The sequence below is a fragment of the Vibrio sp. 10N.261.51.A4 genome, assembly GCF_041471945.1.
Lineage (GTDB): Bacteria > Pseudomonadota > Gammaproteobacteria > Enterobacterales > Vibrionaceae > Vibrio > Vibrio crassostreae_C.
Map to the genome: position 1 here is coordinate 157,806 of NZ_JBFRPJ010000052.1, position 17,207 is coordinate 175,012.

Below are 17,207 nucleotides of genomic sequence, written 5' to 3' on the forward strand. Positions count from 1 at the left end.
ACATTATGCCAAGTCCGAGCCCAAATCCAAGCCTAAACCTAGGCTCTATAATCTCAATTCCAATTCGATATACGGCTTAACTGATTAGTGTTGTCTCGTGTCAGAGCTTCGAATCAGCAAGCACTAAATTAGGGCGTTAGCTAGGTAGATCAAGAGAGCAAAGCCTTGATTTTTTTCCCTAAAATACAGCAATGAATAGAGCTTCATCACGAAATGGCAATCAATTGTTAAGAGTATTTAATTATTAATACTTAGGTATTTATCAATACGCATTGCCTTGGTGAATATCCAAACTCCTTTGAAATCGACACTATTCAATCATCTCCTACGTAGTTCTACTTAATCCTTTGGTCTAATACGTAACTTTGTTAACGCCATGCGTGCGTGCTCTCCCTGATATCTTGTTGCCTCATCACGGTGCACTCTTATGTTGAATCATAAAAAATGCTCATAGAAAGAGTGTTAACCCAACAAAGGACGTGAACATGAGTCTCATTTCTAACTCCCTCACACGAGTTTTTAAAAACGTTGCAGTAACTGCTGCGGCTTGTTTAGCTTTGGTCGCTACTGGTGCTACAGCCGCTGATAAGGTTTACCGTTTAAAACTTGCGGAAACTTGGGGACCAAACTTCCCAGTTTTCGGTGATGCAACCAAAAACATGGCGGCGATGGCTGAGAAGATGTCGAATGGTCGACTGCAAATCAGAATCGATTCAGCAAACAAACACAAAGCACCTCTTGGCGTTTTTGACATGGTTAAGTCTGGTCAATACGACATGGGTCACTCAGGCTCTTACTACTGGAAAGGTAAAGTTCCAAACACTCTTTACTTCACTTCTATGCCTTTCGGTATGACGCCAGCAGAACAATACGCGTGGTTCTATCACGGTGGTGGTATGGAGTTAATGGAGCAGGTTTACTCTCCACATAACTTGATGTCTTTCCCTGGTGGTAACACGGATATCCAGATGGGGGGGTGGTTTCAAAAAGAGATCAACAGCGTTGAAGATCTACAAGGTCTGAAAATGCGAATCCCGGGCTTTGCAGGCGAGATTCTTGCTGAGCTAGGTGCTAAACCGACGAACATTGCCCCAGGTGAACTTTACACGTCTCTAGAGCGTCGCACGATTGATGCACTAGAGTGGGTAGGTCCATCGCTGGATTTACGAATGGGCTTCCACAAAATCGCGCCTTACTACTACACAGGTTGGCACGAGCCGGGTTCAGAGCTTCAATTCCTAGTGAACAAGCGTACATGGAACAAGCTGCCTGAAGACCTACAAGAAATCTTACGTGTTGCAATGCGTACTGCGGCTTACGACATGTACACACAAGCAACGCACGAAAGTGGTAAGAACTGGGTTTCAATGAAGACAGAATACCCAGATGTACAAGTGAAAGATTTCCCACCAGAGGTTATGTCTGCTCTGAAAGAAGCGAACGATCGCCTACTGGCTGCACATGCTGAGAAAGATGAGCTAGCAAAAGAGATTCAAGCTTCACAAGCAAGCTACCTAGAGCAAGTACGTTCATGGACGGATATTTCCCACAGAGCTTACCTAAATAGCCAAGCGAAATAATCGACAGTTGTTGAACTGAATCTAAATGAACCCGAAGCTTTTCTTATTGAATATTTGAGAGTGAATAAGCCGAGGGTTCATTTAAAACATAATAACTAAGCAGGATAAATCCTGTATTACGCTCAAGAACCCTTTCTACGTCGTGCCTATTGCTAGCTATAAACTGAATCGTTTTTAGTTGGGTTAGCTGTACTGCAAGATGTCTTTTCAAATTCCATGGAGTCGGGAATGCGAAGTCTAATTTATATTGAACGCCTGTTTAATCGTATCGGTGACGCACTGGGATGGCTTTCCAGTATGTTGTTTATTTTACTTATCGCCAACGTCGTGTATGACGTTGTCATGAGATATGCCTTCAACGATGTCTCTATCGCCTTCCAAGAGATGGAATGGCACCTTTTCTCCGCCGTTTTCCTACTCGGTGTTCCTTATGCCATCAAGGCTGGTGGCCATGTTCGAGTTGACGTGTTCTATGAGCAACTGAGCTTTAAAGCACAAGCGATTATTGACCTGCTTGGCACGCTTATCTTTCTACTTCCGTTTTGCCTGCTGGTGGCTTGGTTTGGTATCGATGTTGCCAAAGAGAGTTATGAACTGGGTGAAACCTCAGGCGATCCCGGTGGCCTGCCGTATCGCTGGATCATCAAAGCTATGATCCCGCTGTCATTCTTTTTGATGGCATTCAGTGGCGTAGGTTTGATCCTGCATTCACTGAATAAGATTTTTAATCCGCATCTTATCCATGCAAACAATATTCATACAAAAAACAAGTAGAGGCTGAACATGATTGGAATAGTAATGTTTTTCGTAGCCTTGTTTGCGCTTTTACTTGGCTTCCCAGTGGCGTTTACCTTTGGTGGTATCGCGTTAATCTTTGGTGTTTGGGCTGAGGGCATTGAAATGTTTGCCTTCATGCCATATCGAATTCAATCCATTATGGAAAACACGGTTCTGATGGCCGTTCCATTGTTTGTTTTTATGGGGCTCGTTCTACAAAAGACCAAGCTTGCTGAGCAGTTGCTTGAGTCTATGGGGCGACTGTTTGGCGGCGTTCGTGGTGGTATCGCGATTTCAACCGTATTAGTAGGTTCACTACTTGCGGCTTCTACTGGCGTGGTTGGTGCTTCTGTTGTTGCTATGGGACTTATCTCCCTACCTGTAATGCTCAAGTACAATTACGACAAAGGCTTAGCCTGCGGCACTATTTGTGCGTCTGGTACGCTAGGGCAGATCATTCCACCCTCCATCGTATTGATTCTATTGGGTGATGTTCTAGGTGTTCCAGTAGGCGACTTGTTCCAAGCGGCGATTTGGCCGGGCGTGATGCTGGTCGGCGCGTACATCGTTTATATCTTGATATACGCAAAGCTACACCCTGAAGCGGCTCAACCTATTGAACGTGATGACTCCATCAGCCGTAAGCAGGAAGTGTTTAATGCACTGAAAGCGATTCTTCCGCCTCTAGCGTTAATCATTGTTGTACTGGGCTCTATCTTCGCAGGTGTTGCTACGCCAACAGAGTCAGCCGCATTAGGTGGCGCGGGTGCGATGATACTTGCACTGCTTTACGGTCAATTTAGTTGGTCGATGGTGTACGAGGCGTCGAAAGAGACGGTGAAAGTAACGGCGATGGTATTTGCTATCTTGTTGGGTGCAACGGCATTCTCAATGGCGTTTACCTACACTGGTGGCGACTATCTGGTTGAAGAGTGGATGCTACAACTGCCAGGTGAAAAATGGGGCTTCCTGATCATTACCATGCTTGTGATTCTGATTCTGGGTTTCTTCATCGACTTCGTAGAGATCTGTTTCATCATCGTGCCGATCATTGCGCCAGTTGCTGAACTGATGGGCATCAACATGACATGGTTCGCTATCCTTATTGCGATGAACCTACAAACTTCCTTCTTAACGCCGCCATTTGGTTTTAGTTTGTTCTATTTAAAAGGCGTAGCACCGAAAGGCGTGACGACTAAGGACATCTACCGAGGTGTGATGCCGTTCATTCTGATTCAAATCCTCGTACTTGGATCACTTCTCGCTTTCCCATCTTTCTATGGAATGTGAGTGAAGCCAAGAATGTGAATGATATGTTTCGACGGCTATCTATAAATTGCTAAAGTAAAACGGCTTATTGATGTTCAGTAAGCCGTTTTTTGTGAGGGAAAGGAATGCCTCTAAAAGCCAAGCTGATTTTGCTGACGTTGCTCCCGTTGCTGCTGGTAACGGCGAGTATTAGTTGGATCTCGCTGCACCAGACTAAGACGTTAGGCGCTAAAGAAGTCGAGATCTTTAGAGACAGCTTAATCAAGTCGCGTGAAAACGCCCTCAAAGACACGGTCGACCTCGCATTCGACGCCATTGAACATATCTACAACGACCCCGATATCAAAGAAGCACAAGCCAAAAAAGAAGTTCGAACCATATTGTCTAAACTTAGATATGGCTCTGATGGTTATTTCTTCGCATATGATCGCCACGGAACCAATTTGGTTCATCCAATACAGCCGGAATTGATTGGAAAAAATCTGCTTCAATTGCAAGATGAAGATGGCGACTTTCTGATAGAAGCTCTGCTAAGAGAGGCGCAAACCGGAGGAGGATTCCACCAGTATTTGTGGCAAAAACCGTCGACGGGTGAGGTGGTGTCAAAGCTGAGCTACGCCGCTTGGTTAGAGCGTTGGGACTGGATGATTGGCACCGGCTTGTATATTGAAGACGTACACCAAGAAGTGGCTTCGATGCAGGCTGCGATAAATAAGAATATTGAAACCACGTTCTTTTCGATTGTGGTGATTTTGAGCGTAACGGTCGCGGTCATCATCGTGCTGACCTTGGCTATTAACATGCATGAACATCGGATTGCTGATAACAACTTAAAGGAGCTGGCGCATAAGACGGTGATGTTCCAAGAAGACGAGAAGAAGCATCTAGCGCGTGAGTTGCATGATGGTATTAACCAATTATTAGTGTCGAGTCGTTGCCATTTGGAACTGCTCGGTAATAAGCTACAAAATGAAGACCTTAAAGCACATTTGAATAAGTCGCAGCATTCACTGATGCGAGCGATCGAAGAAGTGAGGCACATCTCGCATCAACTTCGTCCAAGTTCATTGGATGACATAGGCTTAGAAGCGGCATTGTCTTCATTACTGTTAGATTTTCAGGCGCACTCGGGCATAGAAGTCGAGACCATGTTTGCTACTCAACCTGGTAAGTTAAAATCAGAGGCGGCGACGACCCTATATCGAGTCGTGCAAGAGTCGCTGAATAATATAGAAAAACATGCACAAGCGACCAAAGTAACGGTTATCGCTCAGCAAATTGGTAATGTGTTGCAACTACTGATTCAAGATAACGGTGTCGGTTTCAACACCTATAAAGCGATGGAAAAACGAGGGATCGGGCTGCGTAACATGAGAGAGCGAGTGGAGTTCATCGGTGGTGACTTTGAATTGATGAGTGAGATTGGCCTCGGAACGGAAATTACAGTGTTACTGACACTAGAGGGATTAATGAATGAGTGAAGTTATTCGAGTTGTGATTGCTGATGATCACCAAGTGGTACTGGATGGCTTTATGGCGAGATTGGAACTCGAGCCAGATATTAGCGTGATAGGTACGGCCAGCAATGGACTAGAAGCGGTAGAGGTCGTTAAGTCTCTGCGCCCTGATGTGGTGTTGATGGATATCAGCATGCCTATCATGAATGGCATTGATGCCACCCATCTGATTAAAGAAGAAGACCCAGAAGCCAAGGTCCTGATGCTGACCATGCATAACAACCGTGAATACATCATGAAGGTGATGCAGTCGGGTGCTGTCGGTTACATGTTGAAAGAGATTTCGGCTGAAAAAATGGTACAGGCAATCAAAACGGTCAATCAAGGATCGACCTATTTCTGTGAAAAAGTCACGCAGAATTTGTTTACTCAGCCGATTACTCCCACGCCATCTGTCAAGAATCCATTGAGCAGACGTGAAGAGGCTGTGCTGAAATTAGTCGCAAAAGGGGAGAGCAGTAAAGAGGTCGCAAAGGCGCTGAATATCAGCTATCGAACGGTAGAAACCCATAGGCAAAATATTAAGCATAAGCTCGATATTCACTCTACGGCAGAGCTTGCTAAATATGCGGTCAGCTCCGGGCTTGTGGACTGATCTTACGCTAAATAACGTTAAATGTGTAATTTAATTACTAAATGTGTAATTTACGCCTCCTTTATGGAGGTTTTTTTAGTATTTTTGCGACAGGTTGATATTCTTCTTTTCGAAATTTAAGCGCCGAATGCAATGTTGCAAACTGTGCGCTGCAAATTAGAGAGGAAGCATGGAGCCTGTAAAAGATAGGTATAGTATTGAAAATACCGATTATACAGTAGGACAAGATAACGTTCAGAAATGGGGTTTTGATGTTCATAACCCAGTATTTGGAATCAGTGCAGGGGCGATCATTATCTTCCTGTTGGCACTTCTAGTCGCAGACCCTGAAACCGCAAAAGCGGCGCTTGATGGAATCAAATGGAAAGTCATTGGTAACTTCGATGGTTTCTTCATGTGGGCAGCAAACATCTTCGTAATTTTCTGTTTTGCCCTCATTGTCTCCCCGTATGGCAAGATACGTATTGGTGGCAATGATGCCAAAGCAGAGCACTCAAACCTATCTTGGATGTCGATGTTATTCGCCGCAGGAATGGGTATTGGCTTAATGTTCTGGGGTGTTGCTGAGCCAGTAGCTTATTTCACTGGCTGGTATGAAACACCACTAGGTGTTGAAGCTTACTCTCCTGAAGCGGCGAAGTTGGCTCTTGGTGCAACCATCTACAACTGGGGTCTGCACGGTTGGGCGATTTACGCGGTTGTTGCTCTAGCGCTTGCCTTCTTCACCTTCAATAAAGGTTTACCTCTATCAATCCGCTCTATTTTCTACCCTATCTTGGGTGATAGAACTTGGGGTTGGTTTGGTCATATTGTTGATATCGTCGCTGTGCTTGCAACGCTATTTGGCCTTGCAACTTCATTGGGCTTAGGTGCTCAACAAGCAACAAGTGGTATTAACCATGTATTTGGTACCGATGGCGGTATTGGCATGCAGCTGATTGTTATCGCTGTGGTTACTTTCTTAGCGACAATGTCCGTGGTTCGTGGCATCAACGGTGGTGTAAAGCTTCTGAGTAATGTGAACATGCTGGTTGCTTTGGGCTTACTTATCTTCGTTACCATCGCTGGTGGCATGGCGGGTATTAAAGCAATCCCAACCGCGCTAATGGGCTACATTGAAAACTTCATTCCCTTAAGCAATCCTCACGGTCGTGATGACGAAACGTGGATGCAAGGTTGGACGGTATTCTACTGGGCATGGTGGATGTCTTGGTCACCATTCGTAGGCATGTTCATCGCTCGTATCTCTAAAGGTCGAACGATTCGTGAATTCATCGTTGCTGTATTGTTCATCCCAACGACAGTAATCATCATCTGGATGGCTATTTTCGGTGGCATCGCGATTGATCAAGTGGCGAACAAGGTGGGCGAGATTGGTGTGAATGGTCTGCAAGATATTACACTTTCTCTTTTCCATACTTACGATGCTCTGCCAATGAGCTCTGTGCTTTCAGTGGTATCGATTGGTTTGATTATGGTGTTCTTTATCACCTCTTCTGATTCAGGCTCATTGGTTATCGATAGCATTACCTCTGGCGGTAAAGTGGATGCACCGGTTCCACAACGTGTATTTTGGGCGTTGATGGGCGGCGCGATTGCAGCGGTTCTACTATGGGTTGGTGGTACGGAATCTATTCAAGCACTGCAAGCTGGAACGGTATCGATGGCGCTACCATTTGCCTTCATATTATTGCTTATGTGCCTAAGCTTATTGCTAGGTTTACGAACTGAAAATCAATTGGTTAAGCACCAAAATGCTTTGAGTTAAAAGTATTTTTGATAAAAAGGTCGACAGGGTCGACCTTTTTTTCGTCATAAACTTGAGTAATTACGTGAATATTGTTTGAAATTCCATCGAGCCGATTCTAGTTTACTGAAAACAACAAGTTAACCTGCTAAACTTCAGACATCCAAGTATTTGAATTATTGTGACAACAGCTTGTACTACTTGGATCGTAGGTTCGAGTTTGTAATTAAGTCGCAGGTAAGTAAGGAATACGAGGTCAATAGACCCTAATAGAATTCCGTAGAGAGGGATAATGACTAAAGGTATAGATAAATACAGTATCGACAGTACGGATTACACTGTCGGTCAAGATAACGTCCAAAAATGGGGTTTTGATGTTCATAACCCAGTATTTGGTATTAGTGCGGGACTTATCGCTTTGTTCCTGATCGGTGTTCTTATTACAGATACCGCTTCAGCAAAGGCTGCGCTAGATGGCGTTAAAGGCCAGATTATCAATTCGTTTGATTGGCTTTTCATCTGGTCGGGTAATATTTTCGTAATTTTCTGCTTAGGTTTGATTGTTTCTCCGTACGGCAAAATCCGCCTTGGTGGTGTTGATGCGACGGCAGATTACTCATTCTTCTCTTGGCTATCGATGCTGTTTGCCGCAGGTATGGGTATCGGCTTGATGTTCTGGAGTGTGGCAGAGCCAGCGGCTTACTTCACGGGTTGGTTTGAAACTCCGTTAGGTGTTGAACCAAACACACCAGAAGCTGCAAAACTGGCATTGGGCGCAACCATGTATCACTGGGGTCTACACCCTTGGGCGATTTATGGCGTAGTAGCACTGTCACTTGCGTTTTTCTCTTACAACAAGGGATTGCCTCTTTCTATCCGTTCTATCTTTTACCCAATTTTAGGTGATAGAGCTTGGGGCTGGGCAGGTCACATTGTTGATATTCTTGCTGTACTTGCAACGCTATTTGGTCTGGCGACATCGTTAGGTCTTGGTGCACAACAAGCGGCAAGTGGTATTCAGCATGTATTCGGCATTGAAGCGGGCCTAGGTCTGCAAGTTATTGTGATTACAGCGGTGACTTTATTGGCGGTAGTATCAGTACTTCGTGGTATTGATGGTGGCGTTAAAGTTATCAGTAACATCAACATGTTGGTGGCTTTCCTACTGCTTATCTTAGTGGCTCTAATCGGCTACGCGGTGACTTTAGGTTCTATCCCAACGACATTGATGGCATACATTGAAAACATCATTCCGTTGAGTAACCCTCACGGTCGTGAAGATGAAACGTGGATGCACGGTTGGACTGTATTCTACTGGGCTTGGTGGATCTCATGGTCTCCATTCGTAGGTATGTTTATCGCACGTGTTTCTAAAGGTCGTACGGTTCGTGAGTTCATCACAGCAGTACTGATTGTACCGACTACAGTGACTATCATTTGGATGTCAGTATTCGGTGGCATGGCGATTGACCAAATCGTGAATAACGTTGGTATTCTTGGTCAAGACGGCCTAACAGATGTATCACTAGCAATGTTCCAAATGTTTGATGCACTGCCGTTCGGGACTCTGCTTTCAATCATTGCGGTTGTATTGGTTCTAGTATTCTTCATTACATCGTCTGACTCAGGCTCTCTAGTAATCGACAGCATCACCGCGGGTGGTAAAGTTGATACGCCTGTGCCTCAACGTGTGTTCTGGGCGTTCCTAGAAGGTGCGATTGCTGTGGCTCTATTGTGGGTTGGTGGTACTGAAGCAGTACAAGCTCTACAAGCGGGTGCAATCTCTACAGCATTGCCATTCACCATCATTCTATTACTGATGTGTGTGAGCTTGCTAATGGGTATGCGTACAGAAAAACGCTAGGCTTTGTAAGCTGAAATCTACTGCAATTTATACGCAGTAGAGTGGTAAATAATATGAAGGCAGAAGAGGAAACTCTTCTGCCTTTTTTGTTTCTTCTTTACCGTGTTTTCTTGTCTCTTTTTAACATGTGAAGTGCGATAAAAATACTAATAACCGTAGAGATAATGCCGCCTTAAATTTGGCGACAAGCCAAGGAATTGACATTAGGTAAGCTTATGGTTTGCTTAAAATTATATTCCGATATTAAATTATAAAATTGCTCGAATTTAATACTGATATTGGGTAGTATGCGCGAGATTTCCCACCACTCGTGAAACTTTGACATGAAACTAACACTAAAGCAGAAGTTGATAGGCGCTAGCCTATCTGCTGTTGTCGTTATGGCTACAGCGTTGACTTGGTTGTCAGCAAACCAATTATTTGAACAGACTCGTAATGGCGTATACCTACGAGCTGAAAGCGTATCTGAAGCAGCATCTGAAGGTATTAAAAACTGGATTGATATCCGTACTGATATCGCATCAGCATTTAATGACTTTTCACGAGAGGATGATGTTGTTCCTTTCCTTAGACAAGCTCGTGTAGCGGGTGGCTTTGACGATATCTTTTTAGGTACTCCAGAAGGTGGAATGTACCGTTCACATCCTGAACGTAATCGTGCAGATTACGATCCTCGTCAACGTCCTTGGTACCAAGAAGCAAACGCTGCAGGTAAGCAAATCATTACTACGGCTTACCAAGATGCAATCACCAAAGCACTTCTAGTAACGATCGCAGAACCTGTTCGCCACAACGGCCAACTTGTTGGTGTTGTTGGTGCAGACGTACTGATCGACCAGTTGGTTAACGATGTAATCAGCCTTGATGTTGGTGACAACGCTTACGCAATGCTAATTGATGCCTCTGACGGCACATTCCTAGCACACCCAGATTCAGCACTAAGCTTGAAGCCGGTAAGCCAACTTTCAAACGATATCTCTATGCCTATCATCGAAAACGCAGTGCGTACGGGTAGCATCGAGATCATCAAAGAGCGCGGCGCAGACAAGCTGCTTTACTTCACGAAGGTGCCTAACACTAACTGGATCTTCGCGGTTCAGATGGACAAAGCAACAGAAGAAGCGAACCACTCAACGCTACTTACTCAGCTGATCATCACTGCTGTCATTATTACGCTCATCGTAATCGTACTTGTGTCTTGGTTAGTAAGCTTCCTATTCCGCGACCTAAACCGCGTTTCAGCAGCACTTGAAGAAATTGCTTCAGGTGAGGGCGATCTTACTCAACGCCTTGAGCCTAAGAGCGACGACGAAATTGGTCAGCTTGCAGCAAACTTCAACCGCTTTGTGGGTAACATGCACACCATGGTGATCAAGCTAAGCGAAGTATCTGCTGCGCTAGGCAACCAAGCACGTCAAACGGCTTCTCAAGCTGAAGAACGTAGTGCTCGTATCCAAATGCAACAAGACGAGATCAACATGGTAGCAACAGCCGTTAACGAAATGGCTGCAGCAACACAAGAGATCGCAGGTAACGCAGACCACACTGCACAGAACTCATCTGAAGCGGTTGGCGCGTGTGAGCACGGTACTGGTCAAGTAACACAGACTCAAAGCTCTATCCAAAACCTTGCTCAAGAAGTTCAAATCGCAACTAACGTGATTCTCGAGCTTGAAGAGCACGGCAACAGCATCAACGCTATCTTGTCTAACATTCAAGGTATTGCAGAACAAACGAACCTACTTGCACTTAACGCCGCTATTGAAGCAGCACGTGCCGGTGAGCAAGGTCGTGGTTTCGCAGTAGTAGCGGATGAAGTTCGAGTTCTGAGCCAACGTACACACGGTTCAACGCAAGAAATTCAACAAACGATTGAGTTGCTGCAAGGTACAACAGGCAAAGCGGTTAACATCATGAACGATAGCCGTACACTTGCTGAAACCAGTGTTGATGACGCGAACTCAGCGGCTGCAAGCCTAACGCAAATCCATGCTGCTGTTGAACGCATCAGTGACATGGCAACACAGATTGCTTCTGCTGCAGAAGAGCAAGCGTCAGTAACGTCTGAGATTACTCGTAACACTGAAGGAATCCGTGACGTATCTAACGAGCTAGCAGACGAAGCACACCAAGCTGCAGAGCAAGCTGCGCAGCTTTCTGAACTGTCTCACGAGCTAGAAAGCGAAATCAGCCGCTTCAAGCTGTAAGCGAAGCCAATATAACAAAGCCCCGACTTAGGTTGGGGCTTTGATGTATCTGTACAATCTAGACTAACGAGTTATTTAAACTCAAACTTGCCCTTCATGATTGCCCAGTGGCCCGGGAATGAACATAGGAAAGAGTAGTCGCCACCGGCTGTCATTTTCTCTGTGCTGAAAGTGATTGAGGTTGACTCGCCACCACCAATAACACGAGTGAAGGCGTAAACGCGGCTGTCGTCAGGTTTTACGTAGTTATTGTCGATACCTGCCGACATACCATCGATGCCTACTGCTTGTAGCGACGCAGTGTCTGTTATAACGACGTTGTGACCCATTGATTGGGCTGGCATAGAACCAGTATGGTTTAGCGTCAGCTTCACTTCTTTACAGCTCGCTGGAACGCTTAATGTGTCAGTTGAAAATTTCATTTGATCACTAGCATCAATCGATACTTCACATTCCGAGCTCGCTTGAGCGGTAAAGCTAGCACCTACAAGCGCTATCGTTGTTGCGATTAATCGTAAAGACATACACTGTTCTCCATTATTTTAGGGGGAGGTTATTCCATGAGGTTGATTGATACGTATTATCCTAGAAAGATGATCATAGTAATGTGCTACGACTTGAATTGTGTGCAACTCGTTGCTTTGTAAATGGTAAGTTTTTGTAGGAAAGGGTAAAACTAATCAGCGCATGAACAACCGTTTAGGGGGGAATGGTTGCTCGAGACTAGAATCGCAGACAACAAAAAGCCCGAGCATAAACTCGGGCCTTGAATAGTTTTCTTTATAGCTTAAGGGGAAGCTAGATTGCCTGACGAAGTTGGAAATAACGTCCTTCTTCGTTTAACAGCTTCTCGTGAGAGCCGTTTTCAACAATCTCGCCTTGTTCAATCAGAACGATAGAATCCATCGATTCCAGACCAATCAAACGGTGTGTAATGAAGATAACCGTCTTGCCTTCGAAGTGCTTCTCGAACAGCGTCATGATGCTTTGCTCTGTTTGCTTATCTAAGCCTTCTGTTGGCTCATCAAGAAGCAGGATAGGGGCATCATGAAGGATTGCACGTGCAATACCAATACGGCGCTTCTCACCACCAGACAGTTGACGACCACCGTCACCCAACCAGCTATCAAGCGCGTTATTCTCCAGCAGCTTTTCTAGACCAACATCTTTTAGGATATTCGCTAAGTGATCATCGGTCGCTTCTGGTCTTGCAATCAACAAGTTGTCACGCAAAGTACCATTTAGAATGTCGACACGTTGGCTTACCACACTGATTGATTCACGAAGCTGTGATTCGTTCCACTGAGTCAGTTCAATGCCCGAGATTGAGATGTAACCCTTTTTAGGATCCCAGTAGCGAGTCAGAAGCTGAATCAGTGTCGATTTACCAGAACCCGTTTGACCAACAATCGCAACCTTGTGCGTGGCAGGGATCGTTAGGTCAACAGCGTTCAGAACACTGCGCTCAGAGTCAGGGTAGTTGAACGTCACGTTTGAGAACGTAATATCAAGCGGCTTGTTGATGTCGAGTTTCTCTTCAGCAAACTGAACTTCAGGCTCCGACAAAATAACTTCGTTCAAGCGACGTGCTGAAGACAGAGTTTGACCTAAATGCTGGAACGCACCTGCAATTGGCATTAATAGCTCGAAGCTTGCCATGGTTGCGAATGCCATTAGCGCGATGAACGGGTCTGGTGCATTACCACCCACACCGTCAGCCGCAAGCCAAAGCATAAGAACAAGTGTCAAACCGTTGAACAGCATCAGTGCTGCTGACGCCATACCGGTTAGGTTGGCATTCACAAACTGATTCGCCATCAGCTTCTGTTGTGTCTCTAGAATCGCATTACGGTAACGTTCTTCCGCACCAAACAGAGTCAGTTCGCTGTAGCCTTCAATCCAATCTAACGTAGTCACACGAAGATCAGCTTTGTTCTGTGTCAGTTCACCGCCGTTACGTTTACCTAGCTTGTAAAACAAGATTGGCCAAACCAACAGCATGATCAGAAGGATAGAACCCAAGATCAAACCTAGTGAGCTATCGAACCACATCAAGAAAATAGTAAGGAAGAAGATCCCGAACACACCAACCGTCACTGGGCTTACTAAGCGCAAGTAAACGTGGTCCATTGCATCGACATCAGCAACCAAACGGTTGAGAAGGTCAGCATCACGAAGGTTCGAAATACGGCCTGGGATCAACGGAGCCAGCTTCTTGAAGAAGAAGATACGCAGATCAGTCAGTAGCTTGAATGTCGCATTGTGGCTCACAACACGTTCACCCCAACGACCCGCAGTACGGCTCATTGCCAAACCACGTACACCACCACCCGGCAGCATGTAGTTGAAGGTTTCACGCGCAATCGTAAGGCCAGCAACCGCAGAAGCTGAAATGAACCAACCCGATAGCGTTAACAAGCCAATAGAAGCCGACAGAGTAGCAAAAGCCAGTAGCATGCCTAGCGATAGGCCAAACCAATGCTTTTTATAGAGTTTCAGGTAAGGCAGTAAATCACGCATCTAAATTACCCTTATTGTCTTGTTGAGCTAAGTTCGCGTTAAGCATCTCTTCGAATAAACCACCCGCAGTCGAAAGCTGAGAGTAATGACCTTGTTCAACAAGACCACCATCGCGCATAACCAGAATGTTATCGACCGATTGAAGCGGAGCGAGTTGGTGCGTCACAAGTAGGGCAGTGCGGCTTTCGATGTTGCTATTGATGCCTTTCATTACCAACTGTTCGCTACGAGTATCTAGGCTGGCAGTGGGTTCATCGAGCAACCAGAACTGACCGTCTTGGATCATTGCGCGAGCCAGAGCCAAACGCTGAGATTGACCCACAGACAGACCGCCAGAGCGATCAGAAATCATGTAATCCAAGCCGTGCTCATTTACGAATTCGTTAGCAAAAGACTGCTCAAGTGCGTTCTCGACAACTTGGTCAGTGATATCGTGCTTACCTAGAGTGACGTTGTCACGAATTGTGCCGTGCAGTAGCAACGGGTTTTGACCAACCCAGCTAATGGTTTTACGCCAAGAGGCTAAGTCTAGGTCACGCAGTTCAATGCCATTGATTTTCAAGCTTCCTTCATAAGGCATGAAACCAAGAATAGCGTTGATCAAACTTGTTTTACCTGCACCACTTGGGCCAACTAACGCAGTCGATTGGCGAGTGTTAAGCGCGAACGAGATAGGACCAACCAGTTGAACACCTTCAGGGCTCAATACTTTCAGATCTTGAGCTTCAATATTGATGCCTTGAGCCGGGTCTAACTGAGTGTCGCCTGATTTAACTTTAGTGATGTCTGTTTCTAGGAACTCGACAATACTTTCCGCTGCGCCAACCGCTTGTTGTTTCGCATGGTAGAAAGTACCTAAATCACGCAGAGGTTGGTAAAACTCTGGCGCCAAGATAAGGATAAACAAACCTGCGAATAGCGTAATGCCAACGCCGTAGTGGCCGAAGTTAAGCTCGCCGATGTAAGTGAAACCAAAGTAAACCGCCGTCATCGCAATCGAGATAGACGTGAAGAACTCAAGTACTGCAGACGACAAGAAAGCGATCTTCAATACATCCATGGTGCGCGTTCTGAACACCTCAGATGCACCTTTCAATACTTCTGTTTCAGCGTTTGTGCGGTCAAATAGACGGATGGTTGTCATTGACTGCAAACGGTCGTAAAAGTGTCCAGAAAGACGTTGCAGTGCTTTGAAGTTTTTGCGGTTTGCATCGGCTGCTTTCATACCCACAAGTGCCATGAACATTGGTACCAGTGGAGCAGTAATCAAGAAGATCAGTCCTGCTGCCCAGTTTACTGGGAACACCACAACCAAAATAATGAATGGAATCATTACCGACAAAGACATCTGAGGTAAGTAACGAGAGAAGAAGTCTTGCATGTCTTCGACTTGTTCTAGCAACAGGGTTGCCCACGTACCCGCAGGTTTGCCTTTGATGTAAGCAGGGCCTAACTCACGTAACTTATCAAGGATCAGTTGCCTGATGTAGACACGGATCTGTTCACCACAGCGATAACCTGCGATCTCACGTCCCCATGTACAGCCAGCACGGCCAACGACCGATAATGCCAAGCCTGCGAAATGACCAACCAGTTCAGACTTATCGACATTTTCGATGATCAGCTGGTGAAGAATAGAGGCGAGAAGAGCTGCTTGAGCAATTAAAAACACGCTTGAAAGTACGCCAAGGCTAATCGCAATCATAAGCCAGCGTTTCGCTAACTTACTCTGTTGCTTAAGCCACTTGTTCAAGCTGCGTTGTTTTTTCTTATCCATTATGAAGGCTTAATGATAATTATTATTTGTTGAGGGCGGGTAGTATACAAAAGAAAGCCCAGTGGATATACCACTGGGCTTTAGGGATTTACAACAAATTGTGATGACGCCCTGCATCTACTGAGGCGAGAGCACCGATAATCAAATCTGCAATCTCAGATTTACTTATCGTTAAGGCCATCTAGGAAGCGTTCAGCATCCAGTGCAGCCATACAACCTGTACCAGCAGAAGTGATCGCTTGGCGGTAGTTGTGGTCCATAACATCACCCGCAGCGAATACGCCTGGGATGCTTGTTTGTGTCGCGTTACCTTCAAGACCTGACTGAACGATGATGTAGTCATCTTTCATATCTACTTGGCCTTTGAAGATTTCAGTGTTCGGCTGGTGACCAATAGCGATGAACGCGCCCATTACGTCGATATCTTCTGTCTTATCAGACTGAGTATCTTTAATACGAACGCCAGTCACGCCCATGTCGTCGCCTAGAACTTCGTCTAGCGTGCGGTCAGTGTGAAGAACAATGTTGCCGTTCTCTACTTTGTCCATTAAACGCTTCACTAGAATCTTTTCAGCGCGGAACGTGTCACGACGGTGAATCAGGTGAACTTCAGACGCGATGTTAGATAGATAAAGTGCTTCTTCAACAGCCGTGTTACCACCACCCACAACTGCAACTTTCTGGTTGCGGTAGAAGAAACCATCACACGTTGCACAAGCAGAAACGCCGCGGCCTTTGAATGCTTCTTCAGACTCTAAACCTAGGTACTTAGCCGATGCGCCTGTTGAGATGATCAATGCATCACACGTGTACTCGCCAGAATCGCCTTTAAGACGGAAAGGGCGGTTAGAAAGGTCGACTTCGTTAATGTGGTCGAACAGGATCTCTGTTTCAAAGCGCTCTGCGTGCTCTTTCATGCGATCCATTAGAGCTGGACCCGTTAAACCTTCAGCATCACCCGGCCAGTTTTCCACTTCTGTTGTGGTTGTAAGCTGACCACCTTGCTGCATACCCGTAACAAGTACTGGGTTTAGGTTTGCACGAGCAGCGTAAACTGCAGCTGTATAGCCAGCAGGGCCAGAACCAAGAATCAATAAATTACAGTGCTTTACGTCGCTCATGAGGACTCCGAAATTGAAATTGTTTTTATTTATAATCGCTTAGGATTGTATGGAAAATATGGAGGCAATAAAAGTGTAAACAAGGGCTGAAGTGTAATTAATCGTTATAGTTTAGAACTTAATCGAGACAAACGTTTTCGTGGCAGGAAGATCGGTGAAAGGCGTCAAAGGTTTTGAGGATTGTAGTCTGTGGGGTTTGACTAGGGTAGCGAAGTGGCTTTGTTGCGTAATTA

12 protein-coding genes are annotated in these 17,207 nt (G+C 45.5%); 8 read left to right on the plus strand and 4 right to left on the minus strand.

Annotated features, from left to right (window positions below; all coding sequences use genetic code 11):
* Positions 1-485: 485 nt before the first annotated feature.
* From AB4384_RS12960 to AB4384_RS12995, 8 genes are all read left to right on the plus strand, one after another.
* The gene (locus AB4384_RS12960) at positions 486-1,580 is read left to right on the plus strand and encodes a TRAP transporter substrate-binding protein (RefSeq protein ID WP_017060957.1); all 1,095 of its coding nucleotides are present in this window, start codon (positions 486-488) and stop codon (positions 1,578-1,580) included.
* A 228-nt stretch (positions 1,581-1,808) separates the two neighbouring features.
* The gene (locus AB4384_RS12965) at positions 1,809-2,354 is read left to right on the plus strand and encodes a TRAP transporter small permease subunit (RefSeq protein ID WP_137001102.1); all 546 of its coding nucleotides are present in this window, start codon (positions 1,809-1,811) and stop codon (positions 2,352-2,354) included.
* 9 nt (positions 2,355-2,363) lie between these two features.
* Entirely contained in the window at positions 2,364-3,647 is a 1,284-nt protein-coding gene (locus AB4384_RS12970; protein WP_029235146.1) for a TRAP transporter large permease subunit, read from the plus strand.
* Positions 3,648-3,751: 104 nt separating this feature from the next.
* Entirely contained in the window at positions 3,752-5,107 is a 1,356-nt protein-coding gene (locus AB4384_RS12975; protein WP_086049630.1) for a cache domain-containing protein, read from the plus strand.
* Entirely contained in the window at positions 5,100-5,738 is a 639-nt protein-coding gene (locus AB4384_RS12980) for a response regulator transcription factor (protein WP_017060961.1), read from the plus strand. Before AB4384_RS12975 ends, AB4384_RS12980 begins: the two co-directional genes overlap by 8 nt.
* A 169-nt stretch (positions 5,739-5,907) precedes the next feature.
* Complete coding sequence (locus AB4384_RS12985; RefSeq protein WP_017066829.1) at positions 5,908-7,506, plus strand: BCCT family transporter; 1,599 nt, start codon at positions 5,908-5,910, stop codon at positions 7,504-7,506.
* A 271-nt stretch (positions 7,507-7,777) separates the two neighbouring features.
* Complete coding sequence (locus tag AB4384_RS12990; protein WP_017060963.1) at positions 7,778-9,349, plus strand: BCCT family transporter; 1,572 nt, start codon at positions 7,778-7,780, stop codon at positions 9,347-9,349.
* 323 nt (positions 9,350-9,672) lie between these two features.
* Positions 9,673-11,556 carry a methyl-accepting chemotaxis protein gene (locus AB4384_RS12995; protein WP_017066828.1) on the plus strand — a complete coding sequence of 628 codons (1,884 nt, stop codon included), beginning with the start codon at positions 9,673-9,675 and terminating at the stop codon, positions 11,554-11,556.
* A 71-nt stretch (positions 11,557-11,627) separates the two neighbouring features.
* Here AB4384_RS12995 and azu read toward each other — a convergent pair whose 3' ends face one another.
* From azu to trxB, 4 genes are all read right to left on the minus strand, one after another.
* Positions 11,628-12,080 (minus strand): azurin, encoded by a 453-nt coding sequence (gene azu / locus AB4384_RS13000; protein WP_017063577.1) that lies wholly within the window; start codon positions 12,078-12,080, stop codon positions 11,628-11,630.
* Between the two features lie 274 nt (positions 12,081-12,354).
* Complete coding sequence (gene cydC / locus AB4384_RS13005) at positions 12,355-14,076, minus strand: heme ABC transporter ATP-binding protein/permease CydC (RefSeq protein WP_372129644.1); 1,722 nt, start codon at positions 14,074-14,076, stop codon at positions 12,355-12,357.
* Complete coding sequence (gene cydD, locus AB4384_RS13010; RefSeq protein ID WP_017059751.1) at positions 14,069-15,853, minus strand: heme ABC transporter permease/ATP-binding protein CydD; 1,785 nt, start codon at positions 15,851-15,853, stop codon at positions 14,069-14,071. Before cydD ends, cydC begins: the two co-directional genes overlap by 8 nt.
* A gap of 161 nt (positions 15,854-16,014) precedes the next feature.
* The gene (trxB, locus tag AB4384_RS13015; RefSeq protein ID WP_008223323.1) at positions 16,015-16,974 is read right to left on the minus strand and encodes a thioredoxin-disulfide reductase; all 960 of its coding nucleotides are present in this window, start codon (positions 16,972-16,974) and stop codon (positions 16,015-16,017) included.
* Positions 16,975-17,207 lie beyond the last annotated feature (233 nt).

What these genes read in the sequence shown, in the direction of transcription:
- AB4384_RS12985 (WP_017066829.1), top strand. Translation starts at nt 5,908, where the DNA reads ATGGAGCCTGTAAAAGATAGGTATAGTATTGAAAATACCGATTATACA.
- trxB (WP_008223323.1), bottom strand. Translation starts at nt 16,974, where the DNA reads ATGAGCGACGTAAAGCACTGTAATTTATTGATTCTTGGTTCTGGCCCT.
- AB4384_RS12960 (WP_017060957.1), top strand. Translation starts at nt 486, where the DNA reads ATGAGTCTCATTTCTAACTCCCTCACACGAGTTTTTAAAAACGTTGCA.
- azu (WP_017063577.1), bottom strand. Translation starts at nt 12,080, where the DNA reads ATGTCTTTACGATTAATCGCAACAACGATAGCGCTTGTAGGTGCTAGC.
- AB4384_RS12980 (WP_017060961.1), top strand. Translation starts at nt 5,100, where the DNA reads ATGAGTGAAGTTATTCGAGTTGTGATTGCTGATGATCACCAAGTGGTA.
- AB4384_RS12975 (WP_086049630.1), top strand. Translation starts at nt 3,752, where the DNA reads ATGCCTCTAAAAGCCAAGCTGATTTTGCTGACGTTGCTCCCGTTGCTG.
- AB4384_RS12990 (WP_017060963.1), top strand. Translation starts at nt 7,778, where the DNA reads ATGACTAAAGGTATAGATAAATACAGTATCGACAGTACGGATTACACT.
- cydD (WP_017059751.1), bottom strand. Translation starts at nt 15,853, where the DNA reads ATGGATAAGAAAAAACAACGCAGCTTGAACAAGTGGCTTAAGCAACAG.
- cydC (WP_372129644.1), bottom strand. Translation starts at nt 14,076, where the DNA reads ATGCGTGATTTACTGCCTTACCTGAAACTCTATAAAAAGCATTGGTTT.
- AB4384_RS12995 (WP_017066828.1), top strand. Translation starts at nt 9,673, where the DNA reads ATGAAACTAACACTAAAGCAGAAGTTGATAGGCGCTAGCCTATCTGCT.
- AB4384_RS12965 (WP_137001102.1), top strand. Translation starts at nt 1,809, where the DNA reads ATGCGAAGTCTAATTTATATTGAACGCCTGTTTAATCGTATCGGTGAC.
- AB4384_RS12970 (WP_029235146.1), top strand. Translation starts at nt 2,364, where the DNA reads ATGATTGGAATAGTAATGTTTTTCGTAGCCTTGTTTGCGCTTTTACTT.